General features: G+C 73.4%; 13 protein-coding genes. 2 read left to right on the top strand and 11 right to left on the bottom strand.

Annotated features, from left to right (window positions below; genetic code table 11):
* Window positions 1–393: 393 nt before the first annotated feature.
* Window positions 394–1,401, bottom strand: a complete 1,008-nt coding sequence (locus tag ABZ318_RS22860) for a stage II sporulation protein M (RefSeq protein ID WP_093875818.1) — start codon at window positions 1,399–1,401, stop codon at window positions 394–396.
* A gap of 119 nt (window positions 1,402–1,520) precedes the next feature.
* Between ABZ318_RS22860 and ABZ318_RS22855 the strand changes: the two genes are divergently transcribed.
* Window positions 1,521–2,477 carry an RDD family protein gene (locus tag ABZ318_RS22855; RefSeq protein WP_356904328.1) on the top strand — a complete coding sequence of 319 codons (957 nt, stop codon included), beginning with the start codon at window positions 1,521–1,523 and terminating at the stop codon, window positions 2,475–2,477.
* A gap of 9 nt (window positions 2,478–2,486) precedes the next feature.
* On the opposite strand, the gene ABZ318_RS22850 is transcribed toward ABZ318_RS22855, so the two are convergent.
* From ABZ318_RS22850 to ABZ318_RS22815, 8 genes are all read right to left on the bottom strand, one after another.
* Window positions 2,487–3,101, bottom strand: coding sequence for a hypothetical protein (locus tag ABZ318_RS22850; RefSeq protein ID WP_356904327.1), 615 nt, complete (start codon window positions 3,099–3,101; stop codon window positions 2,487–2,489).
* A 153-nt stretch (window positions 3,102–3,254) separates the two neighbouring features.
* On the bottom strand, window positions 3,255–4,709 hold the full coding sequence (gene ahcY, locus ABZ318_RS22845) for an adenosylhomocysteinase (protein WP_356904326.1): 1,455 nt from the start codon (window positions 4,707–4,709) through the stop codon (window positions 3,255–3,257).
* 293 nt (window positions 4,710–5,002) lie between these two features.
* Complete coding sequence (locus tag ABZ318_RS22840; RefSeq protein WP_356904325.1) at window positions 5,003–5,968, bottom strand: cation diffusion facilitator family transporter; 966 nt, start codon at window positions 5,966–5,968, stop codon at window positions 5,003–5,005.
* Between the two features lie 66 nt (window positions 5,969–6,034).
* Window positions 6,035–7,186: a mannose-6-phosphate isomerase, class I gene (gene manA, locus ABZ318_RS22835; RefSeq protein WP_356904324.1), complete on the bottom strand. Its 1,152-nt coding sequence runs from the start codon at window positions 7,184–7,186 to the stop codon at window positions 6,035–6,037.
* Between the two features lie 309 nt (window positions 7,187–7,495).
* Window positions 7,496–8,644 (bottom strand): SIS domain-containing protein, encoded by a 1,149-nt coding sequence (locus tag ABZ318_RS22830; protein WP_356904323.1) that lies wholly within the window; start codon window positions 8,642–8,644, stop codon window positions 7,496–7,498.
* 278 nt (window positions 8,645–8,922) lie between these two features.
* Window positions 8,923–9,105, bottom strand: a complete 183-nt coding sequence (locus ABZ318_RS22825) for a Trm112 family protein (protein ID WP_356904322.1) — start codon at window positions 9,103–9,105, stop codon at window positions 8,923–8,925.
* Between the two features lie 88 nt (window positions 9,106–9,193).
* Entirely contained in the window at window positions 9,194–10,561 is a 1,368-nt protein-coding gene (locus tag ABZ318_RS22820; protein WP_356904321.1) for a phosphomannomutase/phosphoglucomutase, read from the bottom strand.
* Window positions 10,562–10,666: 105 nt separating this feature from the next.
* Window positions 10,667–11,101: a DUF3499 domain-containing protein gene (locus ABZ318_RS22815; protein ID WP_356904330.1), complete on the bottom strand. Its 435-nt coding sequence runs from the start codon at window positions 11,099–11,101 to the stop codon at window positions 10,667–10,669.
* 299 nt (window positions 11,102–11,400) lie between these two features.
* Here ABZ318_RS22815 and ABZ318_RS22810 point away from each other — a divergent pair, with 299 nt between their 5' ends.
* Window positions 11,401–11,856, top strand: coding sequence for a metallopeptidase family protein (locus ABZ318_RS22810; protein WP_356904329.1), 456 nt, complete (start codon window positions 11,401–11,403; stop codon window positions 11,854–11,856).
* A gap of 78 nt (window positions 11,857–11,934) precedes the next feature.
* Here the strand turns inward: ABZ318_RS22810 and ABZ318_RS22805 are convergent, their stop codons facing one another.
* Together ABZ318_RS22805 and ABZ318_RS22800 are read right to left on the bottom strand one after the other, a co-directional pair.
* A complete protein-coding gene (locus ABZ318_RS22805; RefSeq protein WP_356904320.1) occupies window positions 11,935–13,461 on the bottom strand; it encodes a DUF5719 family protein in 1,527 nt (508 codons plus the stop codon).
* Window positions 13,458–17,120, bottom strand: a complete 3,663-nt coding sequence (locus tag ABZ318_RS22800) for a glycosyltransferase family 2 protein (protein ID WP_356904319.1) — start codon at window positions 17,118–17,120, stop codon at window positions 13,458–13,460. Before ABZ318_RS22800 ends, ABZ318_RS22805 begins: the two co-directional genes overlap by 4 nt.
* Between the last annotated feature and the right edge of the window lie 223 nt (window positions 17,121–17,343).

The raw sequence follows: 17,343 nt of genomic DNA, 5'->3' as shown, positions 1-17,343 counted from the left end.
CACGCTGTTGAGTTCTCAAGGTGCGGACGCTTCCTTCGGTCCCGTTTCCGGGCCCTCCGGGCGCTTCCTTCGTTTCCGACTCTATCAGATCTTTGCGATCCGATTTCCTCGGTGCTTTCCGGTCCCGTTCGCTTTCACTCCGGGGCCTTTCAGCGATTTCGACTTTATCAGATTCATTTCGGCCGACCTAATCGGTGGCTTTCGTGATTCGAATAAGAATCGGGGTGACTCCGTGGAATCGAATTCCCTGCCGGAGTGAGTGAGACTCTACCCGGTCGCTACCGAACTGTCCAGTTCTAGGCAACCGTTTAAATCTACCTCCCCGCGACCGCCGTGTCAACAGCTTTCGCGAGCACCGGAGGAGACTAGCAGCTCGGGAGGGGTCGACGCACATCAGGCGGCGGTAGGGAGCGTGGCGCTGCGGTCGGGCTCCTCCAGGTCTCCCGTGTCGCCGGCCCGGGCGGCACGGCCGCCGAGCACGTACACGTAGGCGAGGAAGGCCAGTTCGGCGGCGATGCCGATGGTGATGCGGGCCCAGGTGGGGAGGCCGGAAGGGGTGACGAAGCCTTCGAGCAGGCCCGAGACGAAGAGGACCAGGGCCAGGCCGATCGCCATGCCGACCGCCGCGCGGCCCTGTTCCGCCAGGGCGGCGCGGCGGGTCCTGGGACCCGGGTCGACCACGGTCCAGCCGAGGCGGAGGCCCGTACCGGCGGCCACGAAGACGGCGGTCAGTTCGAGCAGGCCGTGGGGAAGGATCAGGCCCAGGAAGACGTCGAGGCGGCCGGCAGAGGACATCAGGCCGATGCCGACGCCGAGGTTCAGCATGTTCAGGAAGAGGATCCAGAGCACCGGGATCCCCAGGAACGCGCCCAGGACCAGGCACATGGCCGCTGCCTGGGCGTTGTTCGTCCAGACCTGGGCGGCGAAGGAGGCCGCCGGGTGGCTGGAGTAGTACGTCTCGTACTGGCCGCCGGGGCGGGTCATCTCGCGGAGGTCGGTGGAGGCTCCGATCGAGGCCTGGACCTCCGGGTGCGTGCCGATCCACCAGCCGATGAGGACCGCGAGCAGTGTGGAGAGGACGGCCGTGGGGATCCACCAGCGGCGGGAGCGGTAGACCGCGGCGGGGAAGCCGGCCGTGAGGAAGCGGACGGCGTCGCGCCAGGAGGAGCGGCGGGTGCCGGTGACGGTGGCACGGGCGCGGGCCACGAGCTGGGTGAGCCGGGCCGTGAGCATCGGGTCCGGGGTGCTCGACTGGACGATCGAGAGGTGGGTGGCCGTGCGCTGGTAGAGCGCGACGAGTTCGTCGGCCTCGGCGCCGGTGAGCTTGCCGCCCCGGCGCAGGAGGTGGTCGAGGCGTTCCCACTCGGCGCGGTGGGCGGTCACGTAGACGTCGAGGTCCATGATCGGCTGCTGCTCCAGGCACTGGCTGCGGACGGGTCCGTACTACTGCGGCGCGCTGCGGGTCAGCTTGGCAGACTGGCGTTCGGAGGGGTCGGGAAGGGCGGAGAAGGGTGGGTGCCGTGAGTGGTCTTGTGACGGGTGATGCGGTCGTCCTGGGGTTGCAGCCCGCGCAGCTGCCGAGTCGGGCGCTCGCGGTGCTCATCGACCTGGTGGCGGTGTGGGCGGTGTATCTGCTGATCGCGCTCGGGCTGGCGGTCGCCACGGCGTCGCTGGACGAGGCGGCGGTGATGGCGGTGTCTGTCGCGTCCTTCCTGCTGGTGCTCGTCGGGGCGCCGATCGCGGTGGAGACGCTGTCGCACGGGCGGTCGCTGGGGAAGCTGGCCTGTGGGCTGCGGGTGGTCCGGGACGACGGGGGGCCGATCCGGTTCCGGCACGCGCTGGTCCGCGGTGCCATGGGGGTCGTGGAGATCCTGATGACCTTCGGGGTCGTCGCCCTCGTGGCTTCGCTGGTGTCCGAGCGGGGGCGGCGGCTCGGGGACGTCTTCGCGGGGACGCTGGTGGTGCGGGAGCGGATACCCGCGGCCAGGGTTCTGGCCGTGCCTCCGCCGCCGCCGTGGCTGGTGGGGCGGTTCGCCGGGGTCGACCTCTCGGCGGTGCCGGAGGCGCTGTGGCTGGAGGTGCGTCAGTACCTGACGCGGTCGCGTGAGCTGGACCCGGTGGTGGGGCGCCGGCTGGCGGAGCGGCTGGCCGACGAGCTGGTGGCGCGGACCGGTACGCCGCCGCCGGCGGGGGTTCCGGCCGACGCCTATCTGGCGGGGGTGATGGCCGAGCGGCAGGCGCGGGACGCCCGGCGGGTGTTCGCGCCGTCGGCCGCCGGGGTGGTGCCGGGTGCTGTTCCTTCGCCGCCTGTTCCGGCTGCCCCGGTGGTCGAGGCCCCAGTTCCTCCGGTCGTCGCTTCCCCTGCTCCCCCGGTCATCGCTCCCCCGGTCGTCGCTTCCCCTGTTGTCGCTCCTCCCGTCGGCGGGTCGTCGGTGGAGTCCGGGGCGCGTGCCACCGGGTTCGCTCCGCCGGCCTGAGGGGTCCGGTCAGGGGAAGACCGAGGGCGGGGTTTCGAGGTCTTCGAGTTCGATGCCGGGGGCGGCGAGGACCACGTCTCCGGCGATATGGACCGTATGGCGTTCGCCCGTGTCCAGGGCGCTGACCTGGTACTCGTCCACCATCAGGGGGCCGTTGTCAGTGGCGTGCGCTTCACTTCTCAGCAGGGCCCAGGACTGGTCGACCGTGAGGGGGGCGAGCACCGGGTCCGTGAAGGCGACGAGCCTGACACGGGTCTCGGGGGAATCGGGGGTGAGACGCAGGAGTCGCGTGAGGGCGACGAGGAACGCCGGGGACGTGCCGGTGAAGGCGTGGGCGCGCACATTGCCTTCGGTGGCGTGGGTTCCGGTGGGGTCCGTGCGGACCCAGGTGACGCCGTCGAGGGCCGCGCCGCGGACCTGCCAGCTCGCGGCGTGCAGTTCGAGGCGGATGGGGCGGCCGAGTTCGTCGACGGCCAGGTCGACGGAGCCCCGGTGGTCGCCGGAGGGGGCGGTGATCTGCGAGACGTAGCGCCAGCCCGAGGGGCCGGGCGCGCAGTGGAAGTGTTCTTCACCGAGGGGGGTGTGATCGTGCGGGTCATGGAGCGAATAACGGCCGCGGGGCATGGGGTGGTCCTCGGGAGGGGCGCTTCCTGGAAGCGGTAGCGGGGGCCGGACGGGGCAGGCCCCCCGGCACGGGGGTGCGGGGGGCCTGCCTGAGTCCTCTACGGGTGTCCGGGACGGCGCCGCGTCAGCGCGCGGGCGCCGCCGGCCGGGGCATCAGTAGCGGTAGTGGTCCGGCTTGAAGGGGCCCTCGACCTCGACGCCGATGTAGGCGGCCTGCTCGGGGCGGAGGGTCGTCAGCTTGACGCCGAGCGAGTCCAGGTGGAGGCGGGCGACCTTCTCGTCCAGGTGCTTCGGCAGCACGTACACGCCGATCGGGTAGTCCTGCGGCTTGGTGAAGAGCTCGATCTGGGCCAGGGTCTGGTCCGCGAAGGAGTTCGACATCACGAAGGAGGGGTGACCGGTCGCGTTGCCGAGGTTCAGCAGGCGGCCCTCGGAGAGGACGATGAGGACCTTGCCGTCGGGGAAGGTCCAGGTGTGGACCTGCGGCTTGACCTCGTCCTTGACGATGCCCGGGACGTTGGCGAGGCCGGCCATGTCGATCTCGTTGTCGAAGTGGCCGATGTTGCCGACGATGGCCTGGTGCTTCATCTTGGCCATGTCGGCGGCCATGATGATGTCCTTGTTGCCGGTGGTGGTGATGAAGATGTCGGCGGTCTCGACGACCTCGTCGAGGGTCGTGACCTGGTAGCCGTCCATCGCCGCCTGGAGGGCGCAGATCGGGTCGATCTCGGTGACGATGACCCGGGCGCCCTGGCCGCGCAGGGACTCGGCGCAGCCCTTGCCGACGTCGCCGTAGCCGCAGACGACGGCCGTCTTGCCGCCGATGAGGACGTCGGTGGCGCGGTTGATGCCGTCGATGAGGGAGTGGCGGCAGCCGTACTTGTTGTCGAACTTCGACTTCGTCACGGCGTCGTTCACGTTGATCGCCGGGAAGAGGAGGGAGCCGGCCTGCTGCATCTCGTACAGGCGGTGGACGCCGGTGGTGGTCTCCTCGGTCACGCCGCGGATCTCGGACGCCAGCTGGGTCCACTTCTGCGGGTTCTCGGTGAGGGTGCGGTTGAGGAGACGGAGGATGTGGCCGTACTCCTCGCTGTCCGCGGTGGACGGGTCCGGGGCGGAGCCGGCCTTCTCGAACTCGACGCCCTTGTGGACGAGGAGGGTGGCGTCACCGCCGTCGTCCAGGATCATGTTCGGGCCGCCGGTGGGCGAGTTCGGCCAGGTGAGGGCCTGCTCGGTGCACCACCAGTACTCCTCCAGGGTCTCGCCCTTCCAGGCGAAGACCGGGACGCCCTGGGGGTTCTCCGGGGTGCCGTTCGGGCCGACGGCGATGGCCGCGGCGGCGTGGTCCTGGGTGGAGAAGATGTTGCAGGAGGCCCAGCGGACCTCGGCGCCGAGGGCGACCAGGGTCTCGATGAGGACGGCGGTCTGCACGGTCATGTGCAGGGAGCCGGTGACGCGGGCGCCGGCGAGCGGCTGCTGCTCGGCGTACTCGCGGCGGATCGACATCAGGCCGGGCATCTCGTGCTCGGCGAGGGTGATCTCCTTGCGGCCGAAGGCGGCCAGGGAGAGGTCGGCGACCTTGAAGTCCTGGTGGGCGGCAGTCGTCATGACTGGGCTGCTCCTCGTGTGTGCGAGTGCGAGGGTCGGTTGAGGCGCCTGGCACCACGGCAAGGCGCCCTGGGCACACGAATGCCCGGGCGCTTCCTCGGTGCCGTCGTCGGAGGCCCTCTCTCCCTCGGCCGGTCCGCGGACCGCCCGACCGCCATCAGCAGCGACGTCTGGCTGGTCACGAATCTACACCGATCGGTGCGGCGGGCCACAGTCCGCATCGGACGCACGAGGCCCCCGGGGCGTGCGTCCCGGGGGCCTGGGGCGGAGCGGGGCGTGTTCGCCCGCGGGGGTCAGTGGCCGGAGCCGCCGGGGGTCTTGGCCGGGTCGTTGCCCGCCGCGGCGGCCGTCTCGCTGTAGATGTCGGGCTCCAGGTAGATGACCCGGGCGATCGGGACGGCGGCGCGGATGCGCTCCTCGGCGGCGTTGATGGCGTTCGCGACCTCGGCGGCCGTGTCGTCGTGCCGGACGGCGATCTTGGCGGCGACGAGGAGTTCCTCGGGGCCGAGGTGGAGGGTGCGCATGTGGATGAGGCGGGTGACGGTCCTGCCGTCGACGACGGCCGCCTCGATCTTCTTGACCTCGTCGGTGCCGGCGGCCTCGCCGAGGAGCAGCGACTTGGTCTCGGCGGCGAGGACGATCGCGATCAGGATGAGCAGGACGCCGATGCAGAGGGTGCCGATGCCGTCCCAGACGCCGTTGTCGGTCAGCAGGGCGAGGCCGACGCCGCCGAGGGCGAGGACGAGGCCGACGAGGGCGCCGAAGTCCTCCAGGAGGACGACGGGCAGCTCGGGCGCCTTGGCGCGGCGGATGAAGTCCTTCCAGGACAGGCCGCCGCGGAGCTCGTTCGACTCCTTGATGGCGGTGCGGAAGGAGAAGCCCTCGGCGATGATCGCGAAGACCAGGACGCCGACCGGCCAGTACCAGGCCTCGATCTCGTGCGGGTGCTTGATCTTCTCGTAGCCCTCGTAGACGGCGAACATGCCGCCGACGGAGAAGAGGACGATGGAGACGAGGAAGGCGTAGATGTAGCGCTCGCGGCCGTAGCCGAAGGGGTGCTGCGGGGTGGCCTCGCGCTGGGCCTTCTTGCCGCCGAGGAGCAGCAGGCCCTGGTTGCCGGAGTCGGCGACCGAGTGGACGCTCTCGGCGAGCATCGACGACGAACCGCTGAAGAGGAACGCCACGAACTTGGCTACGGCGATCGCGAGGTTGGCGGCGAGTGCCGCCACGATCGCCTTGGTTCCGCCTGACGCGCTCATGGGTGTACGTGGTCCCTTCGTCGATGCTCCGGCTCGATCGCCGCGGTTCGGCCGGTCATTGTCGCATCAGGCCACGAGGGTCGCCCGGAAGACGGTGCCCGCTCCGGTCAGCTCGGCGGCCTCGCCGGCCGGTACGAAGACGGACTCGCCCGGGGCGAGGGTGACCTCCCCTGCCTGCGTGCGGCCCGCGACGGCGAGCAGGATCTGCGGGGTGGGTGCGGTGACGTCGGTCGGGGCGGCGCCTTCCGCGCGGACGTACCGGGAGAGGCGGAACTCGTCGATCGGGGTCTCGTAGACCTCCTCGCCGGAGGGGGAGGCCTCGGGGCGCAGGACGGTCAGCTCGTTCGGCTCGAAGCGGACGACGCGGAGGAGTTCGGGGACGTCGACGTGCTTGGGCGTGAGGCCGCAGCGCAGCACGTTGTCGGAGTTGGCCATGATCTCGACGCCGAGGCCCTCGATGTAGGCGTGCGGGACGCCCGCGCCGAGGTAGAGGGCCTCGCCGGGCTGGAGCCGGACGCGGTTGAGGAGCATGGCGGCGATGACGCCGGGGTCGCTGGGGTAGTGGTGGGCCAGGAGCGCGTACGGGGCGTGGTCGCCGCCGAGGCGGTCGGCGGCGGCATGGGCCTCGGCGACGGTGTGCGCCATCTCCTCGCGGTCGGCGGTGAGCAGGGCCGTCAGGACCTCGCGGAGCGCGGCCTCTTCGGGGTGGGCGTGGAGGAGGTCCACGTACGGCTTGAGGGAGTCGACGCCGAGCGCGGCGATGAGGTCGGCGGCCTCGACGGGGTTGCGGAAGCCGCACAGGCCGTCGAAGGGGGTGAGGGCGCAGATCAGCTCGGGCTTGTGGTTGGCGTCCTTGTACGTGCGGTGCGGGGCGTCGACGGGGATGCCGGCGGCCTCCTCGGCGGCGTACCCGGCCTCGGCCTGCGCGAGGTCGGGGTGGACCTGGAGGGAGAGCGGGGCGCCCGCGGCGAGCAGCTTCAGGAGGAACGGGAGCCGGGGGCCGAACTTCTCGACGGTCCGCTCCCCCAGTTCGCGTACGGGGTCGGCGGCGATGAGGTCGTTCAGCGCGCCTCGCTCGGTGCGGGAGGGGGCACCGGGGTGGGCACCCATCCACATCTCGGCCTGGGGCTCGCCGGTGGGGGCGATGCCGAGCAGTTCCGGGATGGCCGTCGTGGATCCCCAGGCGTAGGGACGGACGGTGTTGACGAGGCGGTCCATGGTGCCTGCCAGCTCCTCGGAGTGGTAACGGGTCTTCGGTGTCGGGTGACAGGTGACAGGGGGCGGGTGACGGGCGGGTGTCGGGGTGGTGGGCACGCGGGTGACGGAGTGGGGTCCTCGCGGTGTCCCGGCGGTTCCGGCGTCACACCGGTTCGGGTGGTGTCCCGGCGCCCGGGTCGGCTGGGGCTGGTGCCGGTGGGCGTCGGACGGGCGCTGGGCTGGTGCGGGTGAGCGGGCGACGGGGCTGGAGCGGGTGAGCGGGCGACGGGCTGGTGCGGGTCGGTGCGGGTCGGTGGTGGGCGCTCGGGGCTAGTGCGGGGTGCGGCCCGGGGTGGCCAGGGCGAGGTACACCGCCGCGAAGTCCGTCACCGCGAGCAGTTCGGCGAGGGTCTCCAGGTCGCCGCCCTCCTCCGGTTCCAGCTCGCTGATCGCGGTCCCGTGGCCGAGGGCCAGTTCGCGGGCGGCCGGGGCGGCGGTCAGCCCCTCTGCCGGGCGGTCGCGGAGCAGGACCACGCGCGCGCGGAGCGCCTGCTGCTCGTCCACGCGGTCGCGGAAGAAGTCGTCCGGGTCCGCGCCCGCCGCGTAGTCGCCCGCGAGGAGGACCCCGTGCGCCGGCAGTGCCTCCGGGAGCTCAGCGGCGAGCGCGGGCAGGCCCGCGAGTTCGGCGAGGATCGCGGCGAAACGGCGGCCCGCCGGGCCCGCGGCGTTGCCCTCGGTCCAGATCAGCGGGAGCGAGTCCGCGAGCTCGGCGGCGAGGGTCTTCGCCGGGTTGCTGTACGTGGCGATGGCCGGGCCGCAGCGTTCCGCCATGCGGTCCAGACGGTCGGCGACCTTCTCCAGGGCCTCGGGCGGCGCCTCGATGAGACCCACACGGTCCAGGAGCGCGAGCAGCGGGGTGAACAGGGCCCAGAGGGCGCCCGGGCTGGCCGCGATGCTCTCGGCGTACTCGTCGGGCGACTCGTTCGGGGCCATCGCCAACGGGACGAACAGGCCGCGCGAGCCGTTCACCGCCTCGGCCAGCGGGGAGGCCTTCGGGGCGACGGCGACGACCGTGATCCCCCGGCGGTACGCCTGCTCGGCGAGGACGCCGAGGCCCGGTTCGCCGCCGTCCGTGGTCGGGAGCAGCAGCAGGTCCACCGAACCCGCCCAGCCCGGCAGGGCCCAGCGCAGGGCGCCGGCGGCGGGGGCGACGCCGGTCGGCTGGAGCCGTACGACGGGGGCGGCGGCTCCGGCGAGCGCGCCGATCAGGTCCGCGACGCCGGCGACGACGGTGCCGGGGCCCGCGACCAGGACGGCGCGGGGGCGGCCCTCGGGGCGGAGGTCCGCGATGCCGGCCTCGGCGGCGTGACGGGCGGCGGTCCGTACCCGTGCGCCGGCTTCGGCGGCGCCGCGGAGGAGGCCGCGGCGGTCGGCCAGGGCGAGGTCGTCCGGGGCGTCGAGGAGGGTCTCGTCGAGCATGTGCGGTGCCTCCCGGGTGGACGGGGGTGGGTACGGGGGCCCGTGCGGGGCGCTGCGCGGTGCGGGGCCGGTCCTCGTGGTGCGGGTTCGGGCGCGGGAGCCTGGGCCCGGCAAGGGGCGCCGTTCCGTTGTGCCCACCCGTTCCGCCCCAGCGGAACGATTGCCCACAACGGGGTGGGTGGGTGCCGCCCCGGCGGAACGGCTGCCCACAACGGGGTGGACGGGGGCACCGTCCCGGCGGAACGACTGCCCACACGGGGGGCACGGCCGTCGGTGCGTTACTCCGGCTTGCGGGCCTCGTCCACGAGGAGGACCGGGATGCCGTCGCGGACCGGGTAGGCGAGGCCGCAGTCGGGGCTCGTGCAGATCAGCTCGGGGGTCTCGTCCGCCGTGCGGTCGTTCAGCGGAGCGTGGCAGGCCGGGCAGGCCAGGATCTCCAGGAGGCCGGCTTCGAGCGGCATGGGGTGTCCCTTCGAACAGACGGATCGGGCCAGGTCAGCCTACCGCCGGGGAACGGGGCACGCCCCGTTCCCCGGCCGGACGGCGGGGTCAGTCGGTCGCCCGGACCATGGCCAGGACGTGCTCGGTGAGCCACTCGGTCGTCATGGGGTCGCGGGCCTCGACGTTCAGGCGGAGCAGCGGCTCCGTGTTGGAGGCCCGGAGGTTGAACCACCAGTCCGCCGAGGTCACGGTCAGGCCGTCCAGTTCGTCGAGGGTGATCCCGTCCTGCCCCTCGTACGCCGCCTTCACCGCGGCCATCCGTGCGGTCTGGTCGGCGACCGTGGAGTTGATCTCGCCCGAGGAGGCGTACCGGTCGTAGGCGGAGACCAGCTCGGACAGGGGGCCCTCCTGGCCGCCCAGGGCCGCGAGGACGTGGAGCGCGGCGAGCATGCCGGTGTCCGCGTTCCAGAAGTCCTTGAAGTAGTAGTGCGCCGAGTGCTCGCCGCCGAAGATCGCTCCGGTCTTCGCCATCTCCTCCTTGATGAAGGAGTGGCCGACGCGGGTGCGGACCGGCTCGCCGCCCTGCTCGCGGACGACCTCCGGCACCGACCAGGAGGTGATCAGGTTGTGGATGATCGTTCCGCCGGGGTTCTTGGCGAGTTCGCGCGCGGCGACGAGGGCCGTGATCGCGGACGGGGAGACCGGCTCGCCGCGCTCGTCGACGACGAAGCAGCGGTCGGCGTCGCCGTCGAAGGCGAGGCCGAGGTCGGCGCCTTCGGCCTGGACGCGGGCCTGGAGGTCGACGATGTTCTTCGGGTCGAGCGGGTTGGCCTCGTGGTTCGGGAAGGTGCCGTCCAGCTCGAAGTACATGGGGACCACGTCGAGCGGGAGGCCCTCGAAGACGGTGGGGACGGTGTGGCCGCCCATGCCGTTGCCCGCGTCGACGACCACCTTGAGGGGGCGGATCGCGGTGAGGTCCACCAGGTTCCTGAGGTGCGCGGCGTAGTCCGCGAGGGTGTCGCGCTCGGTGATGGCGCCCTGCTTCGCCGCCGCCTCGGGGGCGCCCTTCTCCGACCACTCCTCGGCGAGGGCGCGGATGTCGGCGAGACCGGTGTCCTGGCCGACGGGGGCGGCGCCGGCGCGGCACATCTTGATGCCGTTGTACTGGGCCGGGTTGTGGGAGGCCGTGAACATGGCACCGGGCAGGCCGAGGCTGCCGGAGGCGAAGTACAGCTGGTCCGTGGAGCAGAGCCCGATGAGGGTGACGTCGGCGCCGAGGCGGGCCGCGCCGCGGGCGAAGGCGGCCGCGAGGCCGGGCGACGAGGGCCGCATGTCGTGGCCGATGACGATCGCGTCCGCGTCCGTCACCCTTACGAAGGCGGCGCCGAAGAGCTCGGCAAGCGTCTCGTCCCACTGGTCGGGTACGACTCCGCGGATGTCGTACGCCTTCACGATCTGCGACAGATCGGCAGTCACGGATCCACCCTCCTGAGTGCTCTGACACGCGTGTGCGGCGCGTGTGCGGAACGCCAAAACTACCCGGAGCGGGGTCGGGGGGTCGCGGACGGTGGCCGGATGCCGTCAGTTGTCAGGGGAACGGAGCACCCTGAGGTGTCCGCGGCGCCCGACCTCCATGGGGTCGCCGCCACGGCCTCCGCCGATCTTGCCGCCGGCCCCGGCCGCGCGCTCCTGGGGGCGGGCCGCCTCCCGGACCGCGTTGGCCAGCGCTTCGAGGTCGTCGCCGCTGGGGCGGGCGGGGGCGGATCCGTCGGAGAGCCGCACCACCTCCCAGCCGCGCGGGGCGGTGAGGCGCTCGCTGTGCTCGGCGCACAGGTCGTAGCAGTGGGGCTCGGCGTAGGTGGCGAGCGGGCCGAGGACCGCAGTCGAGTCGGCATAGACGTACGTCAGTGTCGCGACGGCAGGGCGGCCGCACGCGGTGCGCGAACAGCGACGTACAGGGCTCACGACGTTGGACGGTACCGCACTCTTGAGCGGGCCGCGACGACTCTCCCTCAGGTCACTCCACCGTGTCGCGGTGTGACCTTCACCACCCCCCTTCGGGTGATGGCGGCTCTGACCTGCGAGGGAGGGGGCCCAGGGGGTGGAGGGAAGGGGGGTATCCGGACACCTTGAGATACAAATCCGGTCAACCAGGGCCAGATGGCCGATCGCGACGGGCCGTCGAATCGGGCGTGAGCTCGGCCGGAATGTTCAGGTTTCGACAAGGGGCGCGGCGGGGGCGGGGGCACGCCGGGAAGGTCGGCGAGGATGCGCCACGGTGCGGTGGGACGGATGGGGGTTACGCTGCGTCAGTGATGGACAGTCCTGTGCCGCCGCGCCCCTCGCACCGTCCCGTGGAGCCCCCGGCGGAGCCTCGGGTCCGCCGCCGCGACCGGCACGGCCGCGGGATGCGGGGACCGGTCGCGCCGCCGCAGGTGCCGCTCTCCGCGAGCCGGGCCGACACCTTCCGCGATCTCGTCCTCGACTCGGTGGAGCGCCTGGAGCGGCGCTGGCCGCAGCTGGCGGACGTCGACTTCATGGTGATGGAGGTGCCGCCGCCGGTGTCCGGCGAGACGGTGCCGCTGGGCGGCGCGCTGCCCGCCGAGAAGAACGAACCCGCCCGGGTGGTCATCTACCGGCGGCCGGTCGAGATCCGCTCGAAGAGTCGGGACGAGCGGGCGGTGCTGGTCCACGAGGTGGTGGTGGAGCAGGTCGCCGAGCTGCTCGGGCTCTCTCCCGAGTCGGTGGATCCTCGGTACGGGCAGGACTGAGCCCGTACGGGCAGGACCAGGCCGCCCGTACGGACCGCCGGCTTCATCGAGGCCGCCCGCCCGTGCGGACCGCCGGCCTCAGTCCAGTACGCCCAGGTTCTGGTGGGCCGTCGGGAGTTCCACCGTGCCCCGGTCGTCGACGAAGGTCTGGACGGTGAACATCGGGATGCCGTCCTCCGGGAGGGCGAGGGTCCGCGCCGCGTGGACCTTGCCGCCGGAGACGGGTTCGACGGTCAGCGCGTAGGAGCCCTTGAGGCCCTCGGGTGCGAGGTCGGTCAGGACCGTCGTCGTGCCCCCCTTGACGGTGACGGTCCTCGACACCGGCGTGCCCCCCTCGGAACCGGCCGAGGCGGTGACCTTGACCCGGGCGTCGGCGCCGGGGGCGGTCAGGGAGAGCGTCGAGCCCTTGGCGCGGTTGTCGGCGACGGTCGCGCGGGCGGAGACGGCGGCGGTCGCCGGGATGAACGCGATCTCGGTGTTCTCGCCCTTGCCGCGCACGACCTGGAGGGCCGCCACGACCGGGACCGGCTTCTTCGGGTCGCTCGGGGTGAGCAGCAGGGAGCCCACCGCGCCCCGGGTGAGGTCCGGCAGGTCGGCGAAGGCCGTCATCCCGGACTTCACGTGGAGCGAGCCGCCGCCCGCCGGGACGATCGTGCCGGTCGCGGTGACCAGCTGGACCTTGAGGTCGGCGTCGTCGTCGCCGGGGGCGAAGGCCACGAGCCGCACCGAGGTGGCGTCGGCCGGGATGCCGGGGAGCACGGCGGTGCTCGCCGGGTCGGCGGCCGGGGCGATCCAGTCGCTGCCGAGCTTGTCGTCGGCCGCGGCGACGGCGGCGCCGACGCGTCCGCTGCGGGTGGTGACGTGGACGGTGACGTCCCGTTGGCCGCTCCCGCTCGTGAGGGTGGAGAGGAGCACCGGGACGGTGGAGTGGGCGGGGACGGGGATGCCCTCGGTGAACTGGGACTTGAGGAGGCCCTCGGGGCCGTACAGCTCGATGTCGGCGACGGCGGCCGTGTCGTCCGGATTGGTGAGGTGGACGTAGTCCTGGCGGTCCTTGGCGGTGGAGGCGGCCGGGAACCAGAAGTCGGTGTCCGGGGCGCCGCAGCCGAGGCCGAGGAGGCCGCGCGCGCCGCCCGCCGGGACGACGGTGGTCTGCTGGACGGTCCAGCCGGGGGCGAGGGTGCCGGTCGCGGAGCCGGTGAGGGCGGGCACGGAGCCGCCTTCCGCCTCGGCGGTGACGGGCTTGCCGGGAGTGGTGACGGTGGCCGGGACCTTGGGGGCCTTGGGCTTCTTGCCGGTCTTGCCGGTGCCGTCCGCGGGCGGCGCGCTCGTGGCGGCCCGCAGCAGGGCGGTGGGCTGCCCGGTCGTGCCCGGGGTGCCCTTCGCCGCGCCGGTGCCCGTCGGGGTGTACGAGGTGTAGAGCGTCTCGGCCACCTCGGAGGTGCTGGGGGCCGGGCAGACGAGGCCGACGCGCTCCACCGGCAGACGGGTGGTGGCCTTCGCCTCGGGGGCGGCGGTGCCGTCCGGGGCGGTGAGGGCCGCGAAACCGGTGACGGCGGCGAGGGCCGTGGCGCCCGCGATCAGGGAGAGGGTCGTGCGCTTCACTGGTTGCTGCTCCCGTCGGGACGCTGCTCGGTCTCGTGGCCCTGGGGGTATCCGTAGCCGTAGCCGTACGGGTCGTACTGCTGCTGGTCGTACTGCTGGTCGTACTGCTGGGGGTCGTACGACTGCGCGGGCTGCTGGTCGTACTGCTGCGGCTGCTGCTCGTACCCCTGCTGGGGGTACGCGTACGGCTGCTGCTGGTACGGGTCGGCCGCGTAGTCCTGGTAGTAGCCCTGGTCGGCGTACGGCTGGCTCTGCGGCTGCTCCTGGGCCTGCTGCGCGGGGGCCTGGGCGTAGGCCGGGTCGTAGCCGCCGTCCCACTCCTGTTCCTGGTCCCCGGGCTCGTAGGACTGCTGCTCGGGGATCGTGACGGGCTCGCCCTCCGGGGCCCCGGCGGCCTCCGCCTCGGCCTCGGCTTCCGCGGCGGCGCGCAGCCGGCGGGCGCGGCGGCCGTCGCCCTCGGTCGCCTGGGCGGGGATCGCGAGCTCCTCCTCGGGGAGGTCGTCGTCGATCTCGCGGCGCCGCCCGGGCAGGGCGAGGACGAGCAGGACGACGGCGAGGCCGGCCTGGGCCCAGATCCACGCGGTGTGGCCGAGCGGCTCGTCGTACGTGAGGTCGAGGCGGCCGCCTCCGGCGGGGAGCTCGAAGCCCTGGGCCCAGTCGTCGACGGTGGTCCGCGTCAGCTCCTTGCCGTCGAGGGTGGCGGTCCAGCCGTCGGCGGCGCGGTCGGCGAGGCGCAGGACGCGGCCTGCGGGGCCCGCGGGGATCTGGGTGTGCGCCTCGACGGGGCCGGCGGCGACGGCGACCGGCCTGGCGGTGGCCTCCGCGCCTTCCTTGGCCGCGGGCGGGACGATCATGATGCGGGCGATCTCGCGGTCGACGCGCCAGAGCGCGCTGCCGTCGAGCTGGCTGAGGCGGCTGAGGCCGGGCGTGGAGTCGAGGACGCGGCTCATCTGGCGCGGTGCTCCGTCCCGTACGAGGACGTAGCGGATGGCGTAGCCGCTGAGCTCCTGGGTCTGGTCGGCGCCGGAGCCGGCGACGAGGCGGGCGACGACCGCGTCGAGGCGGGGGTCGTCCTCGGCGGCCGCGGTGAGTTCGGCGTCGCCGAGGCGGGCGCCGGAGCCGCGGACCAGGGTGTAGGCGACCTCTCCGGGCGCGCCGGCGCCGAGGACGAGGGTGCGGGGCTGGTCGCGGGTGCCGCTCTCCTCGGCGACGAAGGCCGGGACCTGGACCGGGTCGCGGCGGGTCAGCGGGCCGTCGGCGCCGCCGATCATCCAGCCGACGGCGGCGGCGGCCGGGCCGAGGGCGCAGGCGAGGGCGATGAGGGCGGCGACGGGCTGGCGCCAGCCGAAGCCGTGGGCGGCGACGCGGGTGCGGCCGCCCTCGGCGCCGATCATGCCGGCGGCGATGAGGGCGGCGCCGTACACGAGGGTGGCGGGTCCGGCCCAGCCGGTGCCGCCCACGCCGTTGGACAGGACGGCGAAGAGGAGTCCGGCGAGGGCGGCGGCCCAGGCCGTGCGGACGGCGAGCTGCCGCTCCTCGCGCAGGAGGCCGGCCAGGCCGGCGAGGACGAGGCCGATCAGGAGCAGGCCGCCGGTGGTGCCGGGGCCGCCCGGGCTGGTGCCGAGCAGGTCGAGCGCGGTGGCCGTGCCCGTACGGACGTCGACGCCGGCCTCGCGCAGGAAGGCGCCGGGGTCGGTGAGGAGGGTGAGCGACCAGGGTGCGAGGACGAGCAGCGGGGTGCCGACGGCGGCCAGGAAGCGCAGTCCGTACGCGGTGAGGTCGGAGCGGCGCACGGCGAGCACGCCGAGGCCGAGGAGAACGGCGAGCGGCCAGACGACCGGGGTGAACGCCGTCGCGAAGGTGAGCAGGAAGGTGTACGCCCAGGTGGCGCGCCAGCTGCCCCGGTCGGGCCGGTTGAGGCCGTGGGCGGCGACGGCGGCTCGGGCGATCAGCGGGAGCAGGATCGCGAGGACCGCGGTGCCGAGCCGGCCGGCGGCGAGGGCGCCGGTGGCGGCGGGCAGGAAGGCGTACGCGATGGCGCCCCAGGCGCGCAGGAGCCGGGACTCGACGATGCCGCGGGCGGCGAAGTACGCGGTGAAGCCGGCGAGCGGAACCGAGCAGACGAGCAGCAGGGTCAGCGCGGTGGAGGTGGAGCCGAGGAACAGCGCGGAGAGCGCGGCCAGGACGGCGAGGTAGGGCGGGGCGGTCTGGGTGCCGCCGGTGCCGAGGGCGTGCCAGGCGTCGGCGTACCGCGACCAGAGGCCGGAGACGGTGTCGGGGGCGGGCAGCAGGGCGCCGCCGGCCAGGGAGCCGCCGGCGAAGAGGTTGCGGCAGGCGACCAGGGAGACGAGGAGAAGCAGGGCGAAGAGGACCGGGCCGGGCTTGCGGGCGATCTTCTTGAGCCGGGCGAACTGCTCGATCTCCAGGTAGTCGGCGTCGTCGCCGCCGGGGCCCGACTCGACGACGCCGTGGCGGGAGCCGCCGGTGTCGGCCTCGGAGCCGCCGAAGTGGGAGGCGATCTGCTCGACGGTGGCGCGGACGGTGGCGCCGGGCGGCGGGAAGAGGGAGCGGAACTCGCCGTTGGGCACGGCCGGGTTCCTGCGGCGCTTGCGGGCGGCGAGGATCTTCTCGGGGCGCAGCAGGGTCGCGAGGAGGCCCATGACCTCGTCGACCGCCTGGACCGGGGCCTTGCCGACGAGGTAGGCGAGGGTGCGGAGCAGGGTGCTGAGGACGAGCCGTACGAGGACGTACGGGAGGGCGCGGCCGCGGGTGTTGGCGAGGAGCGTGTGGACGGCGCCGGCCTTGTCGACCCGGTGCGGGTTGGCGGCGGTGCGGCCGGCGCAGTCGACGGTGCGGCGCTCGCGGGCGGAGGCCTCGGCGTGCCGCAGGACGGCGCCGGGGGCGACGAGGACGTGGTGGCCGGCGGAGTGCGCGCGCCAGCACAGGTCGACGTCGTCGCGCATGAGGGGCAGGCGCCGGTCGAAGCCGCCGAGGCCCTCGAAGACGTCGCGGCGGACCAGCATGCCGGCGGTGGAGACGGAGAGGACGGAGCGGACCTGGTCGTGCTGGCCCTGGTCCTGCTCGCGGCGGTCGAGTCCGGTCCAGCGGCGGCCGCTGCGGGCGATGCTCACGCCGGCTTCGAGGAGCTGCTTCCTGTCGTACCAGCCGCGCAGCTTGGGGCCGATGACGGCGGCTTCCGTGTCGGAGTCGGCGACGCGCAGGAGTTCGGCGAGGGCGCCGGGCTCGGGTGCGCAGTCGTCGTGGAGGAGCCAGAGCCACTGGACCGGTTCGCCGTGCGGGAGTTCGGGGAGGTCGTACGCCTCGTCGTTCCAGGTCCGGCTGGCGGGGTCCCAGCCGCTGGGGCGCTTCAGGTAGGGCAGTTCCTCGGGTCCGAGCAGGGGCGCGGTGCGGGCGGCCTCCTCGACGGCGGCGCCGAAGCCGGTGCGGCGCGCGAGGTGCAGGACGCGGTCGGCGCCGATGGCGTCGGCGACGAGCTGCGCCGAGTCGTCGGCGCTGCCGGTGTCGGCCGCCACCACGTTCTGCACGGGGCGCTCCTGGGCGAGCAGCCCGGCGAGTGCGTCGGGCAGCCAGCGGGCGCCGTCGTGGGTGACGAGCACGGCGGTGACGACGTGTCGCGGAAACTCAGGAGTTGAGGACATCGAGCTACGGGCCCTCCGGCCGGGGTCGCCCGCGGGGGGCGTGGGGAGCGTCTCGGACGGAGGCCCACACTAACGGCTGCACGCGGAGCGGTCCGCCGCCCTGTGGACAGACCCGTGCGGGACGACTTCGTACCGGACACTTCGCGCCGGACGCTTCGTGCCGGGTACGCGAAACGGTCCGCCGCCTGTGGATGGTGCACAGGGGGCGGACCGTTCGTCATGT

Source organism: Streptomyces sp. NPDC006197 (genome assembly GCF_040613865.1).
Classification (GTDB): Bacteria; Actinomycetota; Actinomycetes; order Streptomycetales; family Streptomycetaceae; genus Streptomyces.
Note: the sequence above shows the minus strand (reverse complement) of the source record. Positions and strands in the feature narration are given on the sequence as shown.